The sequence below is a fragment of the Mesobacillus campisalis genome, from assembly GCF_000986785.1.
Lineage (GTDB): Bacteria > Bacillota > Bacilli > Bacillales > Cytobacillaceae > Mesobacillus_B > Mesobacillus_B campisalis.
In genome coordinates this window covers 255,690-275,129 of record NZ_LAYY01000001.1, presented here as the reverse complement: position 1 = coordinate 275,129, position 19,440 = coordinate 255,690, and the positions used below count along the sequence as shown (strand labels likewise).

The 19,440-nt window shown below is 43.9% G+C and carries 14 protein-coding genes; 12 read left to right on the top strand and 2 right to left on the bottom strand.

Annotated features, from left to right (window positions below):
* Window positions 1-361 precede the first annotated feature (361 nt).
* The 11 genes from WQ57_RS01125 to thrC all read left to right on the top strand — a co-directional run bounded on the left by WQ57_RS01125 (window position 362) and on the right by thrC (window position 13,113).
* Window positions 362-1,723: a sigma-54 interaction domain-containing protein gene (locus WQ57_RS01125; protein WP_162200588.1), complete on the top strand. Its 1,362-nt coding sequence runs from the start codon at window positions 362-364 to the stop codon at window positions 1,721-1,723.
* Between the two features lie 193 nt (window positions 1,724-1,916).
* Window positions 1,917-2,696, top strand: coding sequence for an enoyl-CoA hydratase/isomerase family protein (locus WQ57_RS01120; protein ID WP_046521849.1), 780 nt, complete (start codon window positions 1,917-1,919; stop codon window positions 2,694-2,696).
* Between the two features lie 11 nt (window positions 2,697-2,707).
* Window positions 2,708-3,856, top strand: a complete 1,149-nt coding sequence (locus tag WQ57_RS01115; RefSeq protein ID WP_046521848.1) for an acyl-CoA dehydrogenase family protein — start codon at window positions 2,708-2,710, stop codon at window positions 3,854-3,856.
* A gap of 52 nt (window positions 3,857-3,908) precedes the next feature.
* Window positions 3,909-4,748, top strand: coding sequence for a 3-hydroxyacyl-CoA dehydrogenase family protein (locus WQ57_RS01110; protein WP_156183020.1), 840 nt, complete (start codon window positions 3,909-3,911; stop codon window positions 4,746-4,748).
* 12 nt (window positions 4,749-4,760) lie between these two features.
* Entirely contained in the window at window positions 4,761-5,537 is a 777-nt protein-coding gene (locus WQ57_RS01105; RefSeq protein WP_046521847.1) for an enoyl-CoA hydratase/isomerase family protein, read from the top strand.
* A 79-nt stretch (window positions 5,538-5,616) separates the two neighbouring features.
* Complete coding sequence (locus WQ57_RS01100) at window positions 5,617-7,110, top strand: class I adenylate-forming enzyme family protein (RefSeq protein WP_046521846.1); 1,494 nt, start codon at window positions 5,617-5,619, stop codon at window positions 7,108-7,110.
* 66 nt (window positions 7,111-7,176) lie between these two features.
* Window positions 7,177-8,313 carry a TRAP transporter substrate-binding protein DctP gene (dctP, locus tag WQ57_RS01095; protein ID WP_046521845.1) on the top strand — a complete coding sequence of 379 codons (1,137 nt, stop codon included), beginning with the start codon at window positions 7,177-7,179 and terminating at the stop codon, window positions 8,311-8,313.
* A gap of 68 nt (window positions 8,314-8,381) precedes the next feature.
* Complete coding sequence (locus WQ57_RS01090; RefSeq protein WP_046521844.1) at window positions 8,382-9,713, top strand: TRAP transporter large permease subunit; 1,332 nt, start codon at window positions 8,382-8,384, stop codon at window positions 9,711-9,713.
* A gap of 44 nt (window positions 9,714-9,757) precedes the next feature.
* Window positions 9,758-10,270, top strand: coding sequence for a TRAP transporter small permease (locus WQ57_RS01085; protein WP_046521843.1), 513 nt, complete (start codon window positions 9,758-9,760; stop codon window positions 10,268-10,270).
* Window positions 10,271-10,330: 60 nt separating this feature from the next.
* Entirely contained in the window at window positions 10,331-11,509 is a 1,179-nt protein-coding gene (locus tag WQ57_RS01080) for a thiolase family protein (protein ID WP_046521842.1), read from the top strand.
* 194 nt (window positions 11,510-11,703) lie between these two features.
* Window positions 11,704-13,113: a threonine synthase gene (thrC, locus tag WQ57_RS01075; RefSeq protein WP_046521841.1), complete on the top strand. Its 1,410-nt coding sequence runs from the start codon at window positions 11,704-11,706 to the stop codon at window positions 13,111-13,113.
* 157 nt (window positions 13,114-13,270) lie between these two features.
* Here the strand turns inward: thrC and WQ57_RS01070 are convergent, their stop codons facing one another.
* Window positions 13,271-14,491 (bottom strand): amidohydrolase family protein, encoded by a 1,221-nt coding sequence (locus WQ57_RS01070; protein WP_046521840.1) that lies wholly within the window; start codon window positions 14,489-14,491, stop codon window positions 13,271-13,273.
* A 6-nt stretch (window positions 14,492-14,497) separates the two neighbouring features.
* Entirely contained in the window at window positions 14,498-15,592 is a 1,095-nt protein-coding gene (locus tag WQ57_RS01065) for a hypothetical protein (protein ID WP_046521839.1), read from the bottom strand.
* 204 nt (window positions 15,593-15,796) lie between these two features.
* Here WQ57_RS01065 and WQ57_RS27105 point away from each other — a divergent pair, with 204 nt between their 5' ends.
* Window positions 15,797-19,165 (top strand): carbohydrate binding domain-containing protein, encoded by a 3,369-nt coding sequence (locus WQ57_RS27105; protein ID WP_046521838.1) that lies wholly within the window; start codon window positions 15,797-15,799, stop codon window positions 19,163-19,165.
* Window positions 19,166-19,440 lie beyond the last annotated feature (275 nt).

Sequence of the window (19,440 nt, the reverse complement as noted above, 5' to 3'; positions counted from 1 at the left end):
GTCCCTTTGCTTCCTGGATACGACCACACTATAATTAGTGTCAGAATATTATTAAAATATGATACAATTAAGTACATAGATTAGTTTGATTGAAAACCAAAACAGTGGAATCAAGTGAACATTATTAACATTGCCAATATATGTGCAGGAAACTACTACCATCACTTTAGAGAGAAATTAGAGAAGGCAAGGAGGGTTTCATTTTATTATCAATCGATTTTTTCTGAGTAACGGAATTCAAATTTACAAGTAGGTTTGGATTAAAATATTCCTTCTTTCTTGGGGGATATTTTGAAGAGAGCAAAAGGTACATTCCTTTGCTTCAAGAGAACGTGCCCAAGCTTTGAAAGGATGTGTAAAATTGACTTCTATAGCGGTGTCACCAGCAAAACAGGAGTTTTTGGTGCAAGCAGTGGAACAGTCCTATGAAGGTTTTTTATTAGCGGATCCATCAGGCAGGATTTTTTATGCTAATCAGGCAGTAGAAAACATATCAGGGATTTCCACCGATGAAATTGTCGGAAGGACCCCGAAGGAAATGGAAGATGTCGGAATCATCATTAAGCAATCGATGAAGGTTTTAAAAAAAGATCCGCTAACCATTTCACAGAAATTATCAACAGGGGCCGAAATATTCATAACCAGTAAACCGGTTTTCGACGATTCAGGCCAGATTGTATGCTATGTGTCGAATTATCGTGAGTTGTCAGCGTTGAATGAATTACATAAGGAGCACCATAATCTGCTTAATATCAATTATTCCGAGCTTCAGCAGCTGCGTGCCCAATTATTAAAAACAGAGGACTGGATTGGAAATTCCTACAAGACAAAGGCTCTAAAGGAAAAAGTTTCGAAGGTTGCGAAAACAGAAGCCATCCTGCTTATTTCAGGAGAATCGGGTGTTGGCAAAGAAGTCATTTCCAAAACGATCCATAAAGTAAGTGACAGAAGGAATGGACCCTTTATTCAAATAAACTGTGGGGCTATTCCTGAGTCATTAATGGAGGCAGAACTTTTTGGATACGAAAAAGGGGCATTTACCGGAGCAGTAAGTGCAAAGCCGGGATTATTGGAAGTTGCGAATGGCGGGAGTGTCCTTTTGGACGAAATTGGTGAAATGCCTTTAAACCTGCAGGTAAAGCTACTTAGGGTCATCCAGTCAAAAGAAATAACAAGGGTAGGAGGAACAACTCCAAAGAAGCTTGATGTCCGGTTTTTAGCGGCTACAAATCGTGACCTGCAGGTGCTGGTAGAGCAAGGTAATTTTAGGGAAGATTTATATTACAGGTTAAATGTCATCCCAATCAGTATCCCTCCGCTTAGAGAACGCAAGGAAGATATCCCTTCGTTAAGTCAGCATTTTTTAAAAAAATACAGTGAAAAGTACTCCGTAAACAAAAAGCTTTCAAAGGAAGCAGAACGAATGTTATGCGAATACTCATGGCCCGGCAATGTCCGCCAATTGGAAAATACGATGGAACAATTGGTCATCCTTTCGGAAACGGTAGAAATTCAGCTGAATGACTTGCCAAAAGAAATGGCTGGAAACAACATGACAAAATCAGAAGGAGAGATTATTCCCTTGAAGCAATTGAGGGAAATGACAGAAAGGGAAATGATTAAACTCGCCTTAAAACGCTACAGTTCGATTCGGGAGGCAGCCAAGCATTTGGAGGTGGACCATTCTACGCTAGTGAAGAAAATTAAAAAGCTGGGAATCTAGAAATCCGGTGATAAATTTCACCGGATTTTTGTTTATCTACCTGGAGTGGTGAATTTTTTCACCGGATTTGGTGAATTCTTTCACCGCGTGGGTTTTTGGGGCGGTGAAAACCCTTTAAAATCAAGCTTTTATCGTTTGGCATAGATATTGCATTGTTATTGTATAGAGACGTTGCAAACATTGGGGAGGGAGCATGGAACCATTCAAACATCTATTCATTACATTAACAGACCAGCATATTGCGATTGTAAAAATGAACAGCGGGAAATCCAGTAATCTTCTTCATCATGATTTAATGCTGGAACTAATCATGGCTTTCAAGGAACTGAATGAAGATGAAGAAGTAGCTTGTATTATTCTCACCGGAAATGAAGAGGCATTTCTTGCGGGACCTGAAATCAGGGAACTTACAGGCATTTCCGTATCAGAGGCGTATGACATAGCGAACAAAATGAAAGCGCTTCAATCACTAATTGTTCATTCTTCCAAGCCATATATAGCCGCTATTGACGGATTCTGTCTTGGAGGAGGGCTGGAGCTTGCCCTTGTGTGTGATATCCGCCTCGGGGGAAAAAATGCCATCTTCGGTCTTCCTGAAGTGAATTTAGGAATCATCCCTGGGGGCGGAGGGATTTCAAGGCTGACGGAGATTGCAGGGAAGTCGACGGCCAGCACCATGATCTTTACGGGTGAGCCAATCCAGGCGAAAAAAGCCCTTGAACTTAAGCTGGTTAGTGAAGTGGTGGAAAATCCGCTGGAGAGTTCCCTGATGCTGGCAAAGACTTTAACAACAAAAAGCAGACTGGCGATTGCTACCGCTAAAAAGCTAATTAACAGGAAGCATTGGAGTGCGAACCAACAAGAAGATCTTGAACAGGAACTTTATGCGTTTTCCTTGCTGTTCGATTACCCGGACTCTGTAGAAGGGATGGGAGCCTTTTTAGAAAAGCGGAAACCTATATTTAAAAACTGAGAATTGGAGGGATGACGATGTTATTAACAGACCAGCATACCATGATTCAAAACGTGGCGAGTAAAATGGCAAAAGAGGTCATCGCGCCCCGTGCGAAAGAAGTGGATGAGAAAGGCGAGACACCATGGGAAAACATAAAGCTCCTGGCAGAGAACGGCTTTTTTGGAATTCATGTGCCGGAAGAATACGGTGGAGTAGGTTCCGACATGGTTAGCCATGTGGCCGTGATGGAAGAAATTGCTTCTGCCTGTGCGTCCACTTCCGTATCCTTATCAACCCAGGCCCTAACATTGGCTCCATTTTTGATCGCGGGAACAGAAGCACAGAAGAAGAGGTTTGTACCACCACTTGCTTCAGGTGACGTTCTTGGCTCTTTTGGCATAACCGAACCCGGAGCAGGGTCTGACGTATCGAGTGTTAAGACCACTGCTGTCAGAGAGGGGGATACATACCGCCTAAACGGTCATAAGGTTTTCATCACAAACGCGGGTGAATCAGAAATCTATGTATTTGTGACAAGAACTTCCGAAAGCCGTACGGAAGGTATTTCCTTAATGATTGTCGAGAAAGGCACCCCAGGCCTGACATTTGGAAAGAAAGAAGAAAAAATGGGGATAAGGGGATCCGTTACCAGGGAAGTGTTTTTGGAAAACGTGGTCATACCGGTAGAAAACAGAATCGGTGAAGAAGGAGAAGGCTTTAAAATCCTCATGAATGTTTTCAATGAGACCAGGCCTGTGGTTGGCGCCCAGGCAACAGGGATTGCAAAAGGTGCCTACGAACATTGTCTCAACTATGTGATTGAGAGAAAGCAGTTTAACAAGCCTTTGCATCATTTTCAGATGGTCCAATCCACCCTTGCCGATATGGCCATGAAAATTGAAGCATCAAGGCTGCTGGTATTAAAGGCGGCAATGATGCTTGATAAAAAGGACCCAGCAGTCATCGCCAATTCATCCATGGCCAAATGCTTCGCATCAGACGTGGCGATGGAGGTCACAACGAATGCGGTCCAGCTGCTTGGCGGATACGGATATGTCAGGGACTACCCGGTGGAAAGAATGATGCGCGACGCGAAAATCACCCAAATCTATGAAGGAACCAATCAAATTCAAAGAATCATCATTGCTAAGCAAATTCTTGCGAATGCCATGAACTGATAAGTGTTTGCTTTCTAATATAATGCGAGTTTTGAAAAAGGAGATGGAGACAATGAATCTGACAGTCATCGGCGGCGGATTAATGGGTTCCGGCATTGGCCAGGTTGCTGCCCAGGCCGGGATAAAAACAACGATTGTTGATGTTGCGGAAGACTCGCTTGAAAAAGCGAAAAAAAGAATAACAGATTCCGTAAACAAGTTTGCTCAAAAAAACAAGATTACAGATCCTGAAGGAGTTCTGGCCAATCTGGCCTTCTCCTCCAGCTGGGAGTCCGTTTCAGCAGCAGATGTCATTATAGAAGCAGTGCCAGAACGAATGGAACTGAAAAAAGAAACCTTCAAAAAGCTGGACGCACAAGCAAAGGCTGATTGCCTGCTGGCTACCAATACTTCCTCTTTATCGATAACGGAAATTGCCAGTGTGACTTCACACCCTGAAAAAGTGATTGGGATGCATTTTTTTAGCCCCGTTCCGATGATGCCGCTGCTTGAGCTTGTCAAAGGCTATAAAACCTCTGAGGAAACGTACGAATTGGCAAGGGAAGTGGGAGAAAAAATGGGGAAAAGAATAATCACTGCCGAAAAAGATTTCCCAGGCTTTCTCATGAACCGTATTTGGCTGCCGATGGTGAATGAAGCGTGTTTCGCCGTAATGGAGGGCATCGGTACACCTGAAGAAATTGACCAAGGCTTTATCGATGGATACGGACATACCATGGGGCCGTTAAGGACGATTGATATGGCTGGAATTGATACAGCATTATGGGCAATGGAAGCCTTGTATGAAGGCTTTAATGATTCAAAGTACCGTCCTTGCCCGCTATTGAAAAAGATGGTCGAAGCAGGGGACCTTGGAAGAAAAACGGGAAAGGGATTTTATTCTTACAGCTGAGGAGGAGAAAACATGGAAGACGTTCTTTTGTGCAGCATTGAAGGGAGAATAGCGGTCATGGGGATTAATAGACCTCCATATAACCCTTTGAATCCGGCTGTTTTTGAACAGATGATTGCGTTTTTGGAAGATTTATACCGGAATGAGGAAGTTCAAGTGCTGGTTATAAAGGGCAGCGGAGAGAAAGCATTTTCTGCTGGTGCCGATATCACTCAATTTGTGCCCAGGCTGGGGAAAAAGGATATATCGCTAACCGCTGGTTTCCATAAAGCTTTCGAGCTGTTAAGCCAGTTGCCTATTCCAGTCATTGCCGCAATGAAAGGGCATGTACTTGGAGGAGGATTGGAACTGGCCCTCGCCTGTGATTTCAGAATATGTGATGAAAACACCAGGATGGGACTGCCGGAAATAAATCTGGGAATCTTCCCGGGTGCTGGAGGAACCCAGCGTCTTCCAAGATTAATAGGGAAATCAAAAGCGATGGAAATGATCATGTTTGGCACGCCCATCCATGCAGAGGAAGCGGTCCGTTATGGACTTGTGAACAAGGTAGCGGCTGCCGGTACTGTCGACAACGAGGCGATGTACTGGGCAAATATCCTTGCGCAAAAACCTAAAACAGCATTGAAAAACATTAAGAAAAGTATTCAGCATGGAATGAATCTTCCATTGGCAGAAGGGCTGCGATATGAAATGGAGCTTTTTGCAGAAATGTTCGTCAGCGTGGATGCAAAAGAGGGAGTGCACGCCTTCCTTGAAAAAAGACCCCCGAATTTTTCAATGAACTAATATAAAGGAACCAGCTGCGAAAGGATTTCTAAACAGAATAAAAGGTATGCGGGAAGAGAGTTGAAGGGAGCGATGCAGATTGAATTTAGATCTTAAACTACAGGAACATGCCGGAAATATCCCGGACAGAAGGGCGCTCGGCTGGGAAACGGGTTCTTATACCTACAGGGAACTAAATGAAAAGGTCCAAAAGCTTGCCAACCAATTTTATTTAAATGGCATTACAAGGGGAGACCGTATTGCAATCCTGCTCGACAATTGTCCGGAATTTGTGATTAGTTACTATGCATGTATGCGTGCAGGTGCTATAAACGTACCGGTCAATCCCTCTCTTACATCAAGGGAGTTTGGGATCATTCTCAATGATTGCAGTCCTAAAATCATTATTACGAATGAATCTGTGCAAGGCAAACTGAAGAAAACAGCGCTGAATTTTAGTCCTAAGTACTTAATTACCGATAATCAAAGTTTGGAAGACCTAGTACAGGCAGGACCTGCAGAAGTGTTAGTAAATTTCAGTGATTCAGAGGATTGTACGATTTTATACACTTCAGGGACAACCGGTTTGCCGAAAGGGGCGCTTCTCACCCACTACAATCTTTATTCCAACGCGAAAACTTTTGCTGAAGCCTTCAGGTTGGCTCCAGACGACAGGACGTTAATTGTCCCGCCTTTATCGCATATAGCGGCACAATCGAACTGCCTGAATACCACTCTTTATGCCGGGGGTTTCAATTATATGCTCTCAAGGTGGGAATCGAGTGCCAAAACGCTCCGGACGATGGAAGAGCAGGATATTACCTTCTTTTTTGGACCGCCAACGATGTATACATACATGTTAAATGATCCGGATGTTGGAAAATATCGAGTCAAATTAAGGTTTGCTTACACTGGGGCTTCGCCTTTGCCTGAAAAGATCTTTAACAAATGGGTCGAGATATTCGGCTTTGAAATCGTTGAAGGATATGGATTGACGGAATGCTCGCCTGTTGTATCGATCAACCCTCCTTACGGCAAGAAGAAGATAGGGAGCATTGGACTTCCAATAAAGGATGTGAAGGTTAAGATTATAAACGACCTTTTTGAGGAAGTCCCTGTTGGAGAAACCGGTGAACTTGTTGTGCAAGGGCCAAATGTAATGAAGGGGTATTTAAACCGTAAGGAAGCAAATGAGGCGGCTTTTGTGGATGGGTGGTTCAGGACAGGAGATATAGCCAGACAAGAGAAAGATGGTTACTTATATATCGTTGACCGAAAGAAAGACATGATCATCCGTTCCGGCTTCAATGTTTACCCGCGAGAAGTAGAGGAAGTTTTATATCAGCATCCATCCGTCCTTGAGGCTGCTGTCATCGGTTATCCTGATGAAGAAAAGGGAGAGGTAGTCAAAGCAGTGCTGACTTTGAAGTCGGAATATAATGAAAAATTAATTCATGACTTAAAAGCGTTTTGTAAAGAGAGGCTGGCAACCTATAAGGTGCCTTACGAGTTTGAAGTGGTGGAAGAACTGCCGAAAACCAGCTCAGGCAAAATTGTAAAAGGGAAGCTAAGAGAATTATATGCCAAGAAATGAAAGCGTTTTATCTATTAGAGCACTTAATGAATAGGAATCAATAAAAATGAACTGGGAGTGAAGAATGTGAAAAAGTGGAAGACGTTCCTTTCGTTGATCATGATGGTCATTTTAATTTCTGGCTGTGTCCAGCAGCCTGGCAGCAGCGGGACTGCGTCGGGAAGTACCGATCAAAACAGTGAAGAGACAATAGTCTTGAAGCTTTCGTCCGCATTGAGTACACAAAATGGCTGGTGGGCAGGCTATTTCAAGCCGTGGATGGAGAAAGTGGAAGAAAAGACAAATGGCCGGGTAAAGTTTGAACATTATGCAAACCAGGAACTTATTCCGGTCAATGAAGAGCTGCAAGCCTTAAAAAATGGGACGATTGATATCGCGGCACCGCTATGGCCGCTTTATGATCCGCAGCGTTTTCCATTAAGTGAAGTAACGATGCTGCCACTGCTGCATTCCGACACCATGCTGGCCACGAAAGCTTATGCAGAACTTGTCAAAAGTGACACCGAGCTGGCAGACGGGAAGTCATTCAATCAATTGGAATACCAATCTAAAGGATTAAAAGTATTTGCGACCCCAACGACTGAACAATATGTTATTTCCACCAAAGATTATCCTTTTGAAAGTGTGAGTGATTTTAAGCAAGTATCGCTTCGCTCCCCTTCCCGGGTACATGAAATTTTTGCGAAAAATGTAGGAATCAATACGATTTCCATGCCATCTGCCGATATGTTTGATGCGATTAACCGCGGGGCATTTAACGGAAGTTTCTTTAGTATCGCTGACTGGACCGGGTACGGAATGCAAGATGTCTTTAATTATACACTTGAAGGAATCAATCTTGGCCACTATACCGGGATGTGGGCGATGACAGAAGAGAAGTGGAATAGCCTGCCAAAAGATATACAGCAAATCATGGAGGAGACATCTTACGAGCAAGTTTTGGAAGGGGCCCAGCTTTGGATGGATCGTTCCGATGAAAACCGCGCCTACGCCAAAGACAAAGGAGCCGTATTTGAAACGATCGACGCGCTTGAACCGGAAGCAAAGGAGCTTCTTGTAAAAGGGGTAGAGGATACCTGGTTCCAATGGATCGATCAAACGGAGAAGAACGGGCAGCCAGGCAAAGAAATGGCAAAGCTGTGGAGAGATTTAATTGTCGAACAAGGCGGTACGGTGCCTGAAGCCATCATGGAATTAGAGTAAATCTGGTGAGAAGGAAAGGGGAGGCATCCTCCTCCTTACCTTCCCGTTCATTTGAAGGGAGTGTTAAGATGCCGATTGAAATATTTTATCTTTTAATGCTTTTCCTATTCGGGCTGTTTTTATTATTAGGCTTACACATCCACTCCGTGCTGCTCAGTATCGGGATCATTGGCATTATCTTGCTGGAAGGTCCAGCCTATATCACTTCTTTTTTACAAAGCAACCCGTATAAACAGGTTGCAAGCTATACTTTAACAACCATTCCCTTGTTTGTTTTAATGGCCCAGTTTGTCGTTAAATCGGGGATTGTACGGGACATGTATTCGATTGTATTTATTCTGTCCAGGGGGAAATCAAGTCTGCTGGGTGTGTTAACCGTTATTATCGGTGCCTTTCTGGGAGCGGTATCGGGTTCGACCTCCGGCTCTTCAGCTGCTTTGGGCCAAGTGGCGGTCCCTGAATTAAAGAAACGCGGCTTTCGGGATGATATTGCCGGGGCTACCATTGCTGCGGCAGGGTCATTGTCAGGCATCATTCCGCCAAGCATCATCTTGATTTTATATGGAGTGGTAACAGAAACACCAATAGGAACACTGTTCATTGCGGCCATCGTGCCAGGGATCCTGATGACCCTTGTAATTATTGGAGTTATGCTGGTTATGCATTATCGCAGCAGCAACCAAATTGCTGCTGGCTTGGCAGAGGATGTTTTAGAAGAGCGGGAGAAAGAAGAAGAGCCCTCTTTAACCTTATCTCGTTCGCTATTTGTCCTTGCGATCGGTTTGGTTATGGTACTGGTCATTTTTGGGGGTATTTATTCAGGAGTATTTACACCAACGGAAGCTGGCGCGGTGGGTGCGTTCATCGGTTTTCTGACGGCACTTTTCTTAGGGAAGGTAAACAAGGCTTTCTATGTTGAATCGTTTGCTGAAACCGTTAAAATAACCGTAATGGTGCTGCTGATCATGATTACGGCACAAATCTTCGGCCGCTTCATTACTGTCTCCCAACTGCCAAAGGAGTTAATAAATGCATTAGGACCGCTCATTGAATACCCGGTGTTAGTGCTGGTTTTGCTAGCTGTCATTTATTTTATCCTCTTCATGTTCGTTGAAGGGGGAGCGGTCATTATTATGGCAACACCTGTCCTGCTGCCAATCGTTCAGGAAATGAATGTGGATCTATTGTGGTTTGGTATTCTGGTTTCGGTTATATGTACAATCGGTCTTCTGACTCCGCCTGTTGGGCTTAGTGTTTTCGCTGTTTCCGGTGTCACAGGGATACCGATTGAAAGGCTGTTCCGACAATCAATGATTATGGCCGTTGTACTGGCAGTGGTAGTATGCGGATTGCTTATTTTATTTCCTAGTCTTGTAACCTGGCTCCCTGGTTTAATGTAAAAAGGTGAAAAGATTACACTTTTAATAATGAGGGGGGATTGCACTTGAGCAGGGCCTATAATGTTTTCGAAAAGGTTAAAATAGGCGGGTTAATCCTGAGCGGCAGCACCATTTTCATCATGATGCTGTTGATTGTTGGGGATGTTGCCCTTCGGAATCTGGTAAATGCCAGTTTGCTAGGCAGTTATGAAATCACACAATATTTCCTAATGCCGCTGGCTTTTTTCCCGGGTCTGGCCTATGCGTATGGTTCGGGCATCATGCCGAGAGTCGAAATGATGGTCGTAAAACTCAAAAATAAATTTCGCCGGAATATTTTTCTTGCCCTTCTGATTTTTGAGTTCATCTTGTTTCTAATGCTTACATTCTATGGATTTCAATATGCATTAATTGGCACCCAGGAAAGTCTCGGATTTAGTATGAAAGGGACGATTATCACGTATTATCCTATTCTTTACTTTGTACCATTAGGGTTTTTATTATTATCGATTGAAATCCTGTTCCTGATTCTGAAAAACTTCCGTACTGACACCCCGACCTTAAGTGTAAAGAATTGATTTATCAAACATACACCAAGTGGAACGATTGTATCAATGATAGAACATAGGAGGAAGAAAATGAAAAATGTATACGTAATTGAGGGAGCAAGGACACCATTTGGGGCATTCGGCGGCAGCCTGAGAGGTACGGATGTCACTCAACTAGGGGCAATTGCAACAACAGAAGCTTTAAGGAGAAGTAAAGTTCCTGCATCGGAAATTGACCAGACATTTTTCGGGAATGTCATTCATTCAAGTGCAAACTCTCCCTATTTGGCACGCCATGTCTCGTTAAAATCTGGCATTCCGGAAGCGACGCCTGCCTTGACGGTAAACAGGCTCTGTGGATCCGGCCTCCAGGCGGTTGTCAGTGCAGTCCAAGCCATCTCATTAAACGAGGCTAGCGGGGCTGTGGCCGGCGGTGCAGAAAACATGTCGATGAGTCCGCATGTAGTCAGGGACCTTCGCTTTAAAACGTTCAAAATGGGTGTTCCACACTTCGAAGATGTACTGTCGGCCACATTGGTGGACCAATACTGCGGCCTGGGTATGGGGATGACTGCCGAAAATTTAGGGGAGAAGTACCAAATCGGCCGTAGTGAACAAGAGGAGTATGCCTTACTCAGCCAAAGCAGAGCAGCCCAAGCCAAGGAGAAAGGTATTCTAGCCAAGGAAATCACCCCGGTTTTAGACGAAAAGGGAGAAGTGCTTCTTGAGGAAGATGAACACCCAAAACCAAACACAAATATAGAAAAACTCAGGAAGCTGCGGCCAGCATTTAAAAAAGATGGAAGTGTTACGGCTGCGACAGCAAGCGGGATAAATGACGGGGCAGCAGCGGTGGTATTAGGAGACGACCAGCTTATTGCCAAGCACGACATAAAGCCTTTAGCCAGAATCGTGTCCTGGGGTATCGCGGGTGTCGATCCTAAATACATGGGAATTGGACCTGTTCCGGCAACGAAGCAGGCATTGGAAAGAGCGAATTTACAAATGGAAGACATTGATATCATTGAAGTGAATGAAGCCTTTGCGGTTCAAGTGCTCTCGGTAAGAAAAGAACTGGGAATCGAACTTGAAAAGCTTAATGTGAATGGAGGGGCCATTGCTCTCGGACACCCGGTTGGGGCCAGCGGAGCAAGACTATTGCTTACACTCGCATATGAACTGCAAAGAAGTAACAAGCAATTTGGCCTGGCAAGCTTATGCATCGGCGGTGGCCAAGGTATTTCAGTGATTATTGAAAATATGAACTAATAAGGCAAAAAGTTATAAAACCTCGCATTGTCATGATGCGAGGTTTTTTACTGGGTGGAAGGGATTGGCAATGATAAAGGACTGATCATTAAGGAATTTTTATATAATTTGCTCTTTTCATCTGTACAATCCTGGATTATAGTTAGAATAATAATTTGTAAGAATACTATATTTATTTATATATGGAGGATACGATGAAGTACATTAGCACTCGTGGAAATACAAAACAAATCGGCTTTATTGATTCGGTCATGATGGGGCTGGCAAATGACGGGGGACTATTGGTCCCCGAAAAAATCCCGCAAATTTCCGAGGAAAAGCTGCAGTCGTTGTCGAAGCTGACCTATCAGGAATTGGCATTCGAAATAATTTCTTATTATGTAGATGGTGAAATTCCTGAGAAGGATTTGAAGGAATTAATCCAAAAAAGCTATGCAACCTTCCGCCACCAAGAGGTCACTCCTGTCAAGAAGGTAAAGGATTATATGTATGTATTAGAGCTTTTTCATGGTCCAACCTTTGCTTTTAAGGATGTCGCCCTGCAATTTTTAGGCAACTTATACTCTTATATCGCAAAGAAGACAGGGGAAACCATCAATATTCTTGGTGCGACTTCAGGAGATACAGGTGCATCAGCGATTGAGGGTGTCAGGGGAAAAGAAGGAATACGCATTTGTATTTTGCATCCGCATGGAAAAGTTAGCAAGGTACAAGAGCTGCAAATGACGACAGTGAATGACGAGACCGTTTTAAATTTAGCGATTAAAGGAACGTTTGATGATGGTCAGAGAATCATCAAGGAAATCTTCGCCGATTTGGAATTTAAAAATAAATATCATCTTCGGGCGATCAATTCGATTAACTTTGCCCGTATTTTAGCTCAAACGGTGTATTACTTTTATGCGTATTTTCAAGTGGCGGGGGAAACAGGGGCAAAAACGGTGAACTTTAGTGTGCCGACCGGAAATTTCGGGGACATCTTTGCTGGCTTTTTAGCTAAAAAGATGGGCCTTCCAGTTGGGAAACTGATTGTAGCGACTAATGAGAATAATATTCTGGAACGATTTATTAAAGAGGGAATTTACGAGCCAGGTGAGTTCCACAGCACCTACAGTCCTTCGATGGATATTCAGGTTGCGAGCAATTTCGAGCGCTATCTATACTACTTACTCGGCGAAGATTCGAAAGCCGTTTCTGATTTAATGAATCAATTTAAATCTGAAGGGAAAATCATCGTCAATGAGGAGCAGCTTCGTCAGGTGAACGAGGATTTTGCAGCATATGGAGTAGCAGGAGAAAAATGCCTGCAAACCATTAAGAAGTATTATGATGAAAATGATTATTTACTTGATCCACATACATCATGCGGAGTTGCCGCGTTCGAACATTGTAATGAGGCTGATGAGGTTTGTGTGACGCTCTCAACGGCCCATCCGGCAAAATTTAATGAATCCATTGCTCTTTGCGGCATCGAGCAGACATACCCTGAACAGATTAAGGAATTGTTTGATAAACCACAATATCTGGAAGTAGTTGAGGCGAACAATGACGAAATTTCACAGAAGCTAAAGGAACATTTTAGCTCTGTAAGTCAATCTATTTAAGTCACATCATGATAAGGCCGGGAATGCTTTGTGCATTCCCGGTTTTTTTGTGATGAATACATCAAAGAGAGCGCCTGTCACCTGAAAGATGTCGATTATAATTATCTGTAAAAATTCAGGTGGGAGCAGGTACTTTCATTTTTTTTACTGAACCCCCTTATAGGCGCTGTATCACCTTCACCCCTCTAAAATACACTTCCTTAATCTGATCCGCCTCCGTGATTTCCAGTCCTGGAACTCCCTCTGCCACCAGAAAGTTCGCCTCCATGCCAGGAACAAGACTGCCGTACCTGCTTTCCTTTCCCATTATTTTGGCCGGGTTGGCTGTCAGCAAGGCGAGAATCGCATTTTCATCGTAACCATGTTCTTCCAAGAGTCTCATTGCCGGGTGGGCAATAATCATCAAAACATCAGGTCCCTGTAGAGAATTGTCGGTGAACGGGAGCCAGGATGCTCCCTGATAGGGTGGCAGGTAAGAGTCTGTAGCAATGGCAACGGGGATCTTCTTTTGAACTAGTGTCAATATGTTTTTAGGCGAGTTTGGTTCCAGGTGTGTGCCGCCCATTGGTGTGGCAACGATGGCAACATCTTGAGCTGCAGCTCTTTCAATCAGTTCCTTGGTGATTCCATGCGCATGGTGCAGAACATCAATTCCCGCTTCCAATGCCATCCTGATTCCTTCCTCGCCAGCTACATGGGCTCCCATCTTTTTTCCTGCCTGATGGTAAATATCCGATATTTTCTTTAGTTCTTCGGATGTATAAATGATTTCTCCAGCATTTGGGACTTGGTCTGAAGTGAAGTTGGCAGGTGTCGCATTAATGAAAATGTTTTCGCCTGGGAATTCGCTTGTTTCTGCAATTTTCTTTACCAGTTCCTGATCCGATAGTGTGCTCTGGGAAACAGGTTTTGACTGTGTGATAGAAGTGAAATGAGCCATTTGTTTAAAACCGATGGAAATGCTTGTTGCCGCGAAAGTGACATCAAGAGGGAGGTCTTGAAGTGCATTTTTGTAATCTGCCATTGAGAAATCGCAAAGGTGGTGCCCGCATATCTGCTCTCCCAATGCCGTGATACCCGAGGATAAGGCGCCTAGAAGAATGGCTTTTCCTCCCAGGAAGTGGGTTTCCGGCGTGATGGGATACAGAGAGCTTGGAGCAAATTCCAATAGGTGTGTATGACAATCAACAAGGGAAGGGGTAATAGCATAATCAGAACAATCCTGAAGTGTTAAGTCAGGGTACCGTTTCCTGAGGTTCTTCCACTTTCCGACATCTACAATCTTTCCATCACAAATCGCCATCGCGCCGTCGTGAATGGTTCCCGCAGGGCTTACAGTCACAATCTTTTTTCCGCGTATCAAATAAGATCGGTTCATACTGCATCACACCAAAAACGGAGTCAGGAAGTAACCGAGCAACAGGGCGGTCGCAAACCGGAGAACCATCCCGATAATGGCTGCTAGTAACACTTCCCTCTCACTTAGGCTTGAGGATTGTGCCCAAGTGACAGGTACCTGGCCAAAAATGACGGACAGGGGAAGGCCTGAATTGGCCAGTACAAAGGAGCCGACAATCAGGCGGGGATCGATGGTGGCTGCCAGTTCCGCCAGTTGGGCAACAGCAAGCGTCGGTGCTGCCAGTATCGAAACAATCCCCGTGGAAGGCTCAATGCTCATAATGGTTAAGACGGAGGACAGCCCCGACTCTACAAAAGGCCAAACTCCAAGGAATTTTAATGCGCCAATAAAGAAGAAGACGGCCGCCACTGCCGGTATAATGATGAGAAACAGAAGTTCGACTCCTTCTTTGGCCGAACCGAAAATGGTCTGCAGAAACTTGGTCTGCGGCGTAAATCGAGGCAGTTCATTTAATTCCACTTTCCTGGTGTCACGGTATATGGTTTTGGACAAAAGGAAGGGGACAATGACAATCGGCAAGAAGATGGAGATGATCACAAGTGGAAAGGCATTTATCCCGAACGCTGTCAAAGCAATTAGCCCCAGAACAAAGGTGGCAAAAGACTGTGGGGATTGAATCATCGTTGCCACGGCAATCTTTTGCTCGGCTTTGGTGGCACCCGCTTTGACAAGGATCGGCCCGGCGATTTTCCCGGCAGCGTTGATGTCCCCGAGGATATTATAGACACATGGAATAATGACAGAGGGGTTGATTTTAAACCACTTCATAACCGGCACAAAAATTCGGATCAGGCCATCCGTAAATCCCAGCCGTTCCAGAATCCGGCCAACAATGACACTGATGATGATGGCTATTCCCACTTCGCTAGTCAGAAAAATGTCTACAACGATGGGTTTGACTTCTTTTATGATTGTGTCGAACAGGCTTGAAAGTGAATCAGGATTGAATAAAAGCAGCAATAAAGACGAAACAACCAAAAAGATGCCGATGAATTCGAACAAGTTCCATTTCGATCTCGAAGTCCGATCCTGCTGTTCCGGCTGTTGTCCATTCCCCATAAAAAAGACCTCCCGATGGTTTTTACCTATTTTATGGGGTGAGCGGGGGATGGGTGCACTTAAGGAGAGGATAGGGACTTGCGTTTCCTTATTTATGGTCTAATTCTCGTCAGTACGTATTGCAGGAATCTTTAGCATTGAAGAGAAAGTTAGAGGGACGAGACCAGCATTGGTGAGGTCAGATTTAAATTAGGGAGGTCTATAATGAAGAATCAAAAAATGAAAAAACGATTCGTGCTTCTTTTCTGTTTTACTCTTGTTTTTAGTTTGCTTGCTCCTTTTTCCGTATCAAATTCACAAGCAGTAGGCACCAGTGCCATAGCCGGAGAGGTTGTGAATGGCGGATTTGAAGAGGAGGTCCTTACTGGGTGGAGTCTTGTTACTAACAATCCCTTAACAAGTATTGCGATCAGTAATGAGAGGGCAAATACAGGGACCAAAAGCTTACATTTTAAAGATGCAAATAGCAATAACCCAGGTGGTAATTTACAGGTAACAAGTGAAAAGGTTTCGGTTACAGCGGGAGAGTCATATACCGCGAAAGCATTCGTGAATGTTGTTAGCCAATCACATAGCATTGGTTTTGAGATTCATTATTTCAACGATGACAATCAAAGGGTAGGAACAGCTACCTTCATTAACTTCGGCTCAGCTCTTTTAGGAACAGATAAATGGACTGAAATTCAAGTTCCTTTTCAGGTTCCTGATGGCGCTTCGAGAGTCGAACTGCGGTTTAACTCGGGACATATTTCCATCACGGAAGCGTTTTTTGATGATGTGACAATTGAAGGCAACACTATTCCAGAGCCTCCAGCAGAGGATATTCACCATGAAGTCATCAATCCAGGCTTTGAAGAACAAGTGGTGGATGGGAAAATTCCAGGCTGGACATCAGAATTTGCGGGACCAGGAATTAAAGTTAGTTCTGATCGAACTCGTACAGGAGTGCAAAGCTTACACTTGCACGATACATCAGATAAAGAGGGTGTGAGTGTTTTAAGTGATAAAATCGCCGTTGTGCCAGGTGCCTCCTATTTATTGACCGTCTTTTCCAATGTCGTTAGCCAGACGCATAGTGTCGTGACCGAAATCCGCTATTTTGATAAAGATAATAAAAAAATTACGGATCATAGGGAACTTAATAGCAATTTGCCGAAAAATGACTGGATTGATCTTAAGGTATTCAGTGTCGTACCCGAGAATGCAGCATATGCCAGACTGGCCTTCTATTCTGGAGGTATTAGTTTCACAGAAGTCTATTTTGACGATGTTTCGTTCAAAAAAGTAACAGATGATACCCAGTTGGACCGTAAATATGCTGAACCCGTCAATCTTGGCGAGATGGTCCATGTTCAGCTGGGGCAAGCGGGAGCCATCCAAGAAAACAGTTTGGGTGAGAATGAAGTATACTATCATTCAAATGGCCACCCTGGGACTTTCTCGGTCCTGGACGCAGAAACAGGGAAACTTAAGTTTTCCAAAGTAATTGAAAATACGGAAGCAGTGTGGGCCATGACCATAGGACCCGATAAGAATGTGTACTTCGCAGGCACTTCTGATGGAAAATTATATCGTTATGTTCCGGAGCGGAAAGAAGTCGAATACCTGGGAGCCAATCCTTCTGCAGCCTGGGTTTGGGATATTGAAGCAACGAATGACGGAAAGATCTATGGTGCCACATATCCAGGGGCAGGTGTTTTCGAATATGATATCAACACAGGCCAATTCAAAGACTTTGGAAGTGTCATTGAACAGGAGTATGCACGCGGATTAGCTGTTGATGGGGATTATATATACGTTGGAATTGGAACAAAAAAGCATCTGTATAAAATTAATCGCCATACCGGGGAAAAAGAGGAGCTGATCATCGAAGGACAGTCTGGTGAAAATGGAATCATCCAGGACATTTGGGCAGTGAACGGGAAGCTTCTGGTGGCTGTCTCCACAATCAATATGCTTGTCGTTGATCAAGAGACAATGAAAGTAGAAGGTTCGTTTGAATTTAGCAATATGATATCTGAAGCTGATCCGAATCAGCCCCATATGATTTATTATAAAAAGGGGACACAGTTGTACAACTATAATCTGAATGAGAACAAAGAAACGTTGATTGAGGGACTTCCACTTCTTCCGGATACTCCCCGGGTAAAGGATATGGCCTGGATTACGCTATCTACCGGCAAAACAGTATTGGCGATGGTGACACAGTATGGCGAGTACATGCTCTATCATCCAGAAACAAACGAGTTGTCCTTCGTCATGTTAGACCTGGCCGCAACAGCTGTAGCGATTCAAGCTCTTGAATCCGGTCCGGACGGAAGGCTTTATATGGGCGGATACCAGCGTGGCATGAGCGTGTATAATCCGTTCACCGATCAGATTGACGTGAATGTTTCTTCGTTTGCACAGCCAGAGGGAATTGGATTCCTGAACGATACCGTTTATTTTGGAACGTATGTAGGGGCTATTATGTATGGCTATGATCCAACACAGCCAGTAGATTTAAATAGCAATCCGAAGCTTGAATATGACATTAAAGACGAACAAGACCGCCCTTTTGCCATCACATCAGGCAACAATAAGCTATTTGTTGGAACCATCCCTGATTATGGGGTTTTAGGCGGCGCCCTGGCGATTTATGATTCTGAAACAGATGAATGGTCACAGCAGCGAAATGTTGTTCAAGATCAAAGTATTATCAGCTTGGCCTACCATGATGGCAAGCTATTTGGCGGAACTTCTGTATGGGGTGGATTAGGGATTAATCCTAAGGCAGAAAAGGCAAAAATCTTTGTTTGGGATGTTGAAAAAGGGGAGAAAATCTTGGAGTTCACACCTGAAATTCCAAGTATTGATAAAGCACCGCGAATGATTGGTGATTTATCAATCGGACCAGATGGTTTCCTATGGGGAGCCGTCGAGGGAACGATCTTTAAGTTGAATCCGGAAACCTATGAAGTGGTGGATAGCAAGCTCATACGGCCAAGTTTATATAATAGCAGCAAATGGTTTCCTTACCGCCTTAAGTGGGGACCGGATGGCATGCTCTATACAACATTAGCACGCAGCCTGATTGTGATTGATCCTAAAACAATGGATCACAAGGTGCTAGTGGAGGATTTCATGAACAGCATGACCGTCGGGGTTGATGGAAGCATCTATTATGCGCTTGGAAGTGAGCTTCACAAAATTCCTGTATCAGAAACTGATGCAACCCTGCAATCGATCACCATTGATGGCAAAGGAATGGAAGGGTTCCAGCACGGTAAATTAAACTACACCATGGATGCTGTCCAAACTGAAAACATAGCAGCAGAGCTAAGCCAGCCTGGTGCAAAAGTTGAAATCGTCCATTCAACTGGGAAAACAGTAATCATTACAACAGGAAGTGATGGCATTTCCACGTTAACCTATACTATAACTTGGTTGAAGCAACCATGCACGCCGGGCAGGCCTGAAAACCCAGGCCAACCTTGTAAACCAAATAAGCCAGGGAAACCGGAAAATCCGGGTAAGCCGGATAGTCCAGGAAAACCAGAGAATCCAGGCAGACCCCAAAATCCTGTAAAATAAAGGTTTAAATAAAAATAGGATTCTAATGCAAGAATAAAAGGTTTTCTGCTAATAGCAGAAAACCTTTTATTCTTGTAAATTGTCCAATTGCCGTTAATAAGACGATTCCTGTGCTACCCCTCACTTAGGCAAGTCAGGACTATTATCCTGAATTAATTATGGGCCATTTATCGACATTTATAATTTCAGATAAGTTTGATAATTTTAAGGTAACAAAGAGGAGGTGCGAAATACCGGTTTGAAAGATATGAAACTAAAATTAGATGAGGAGCGGA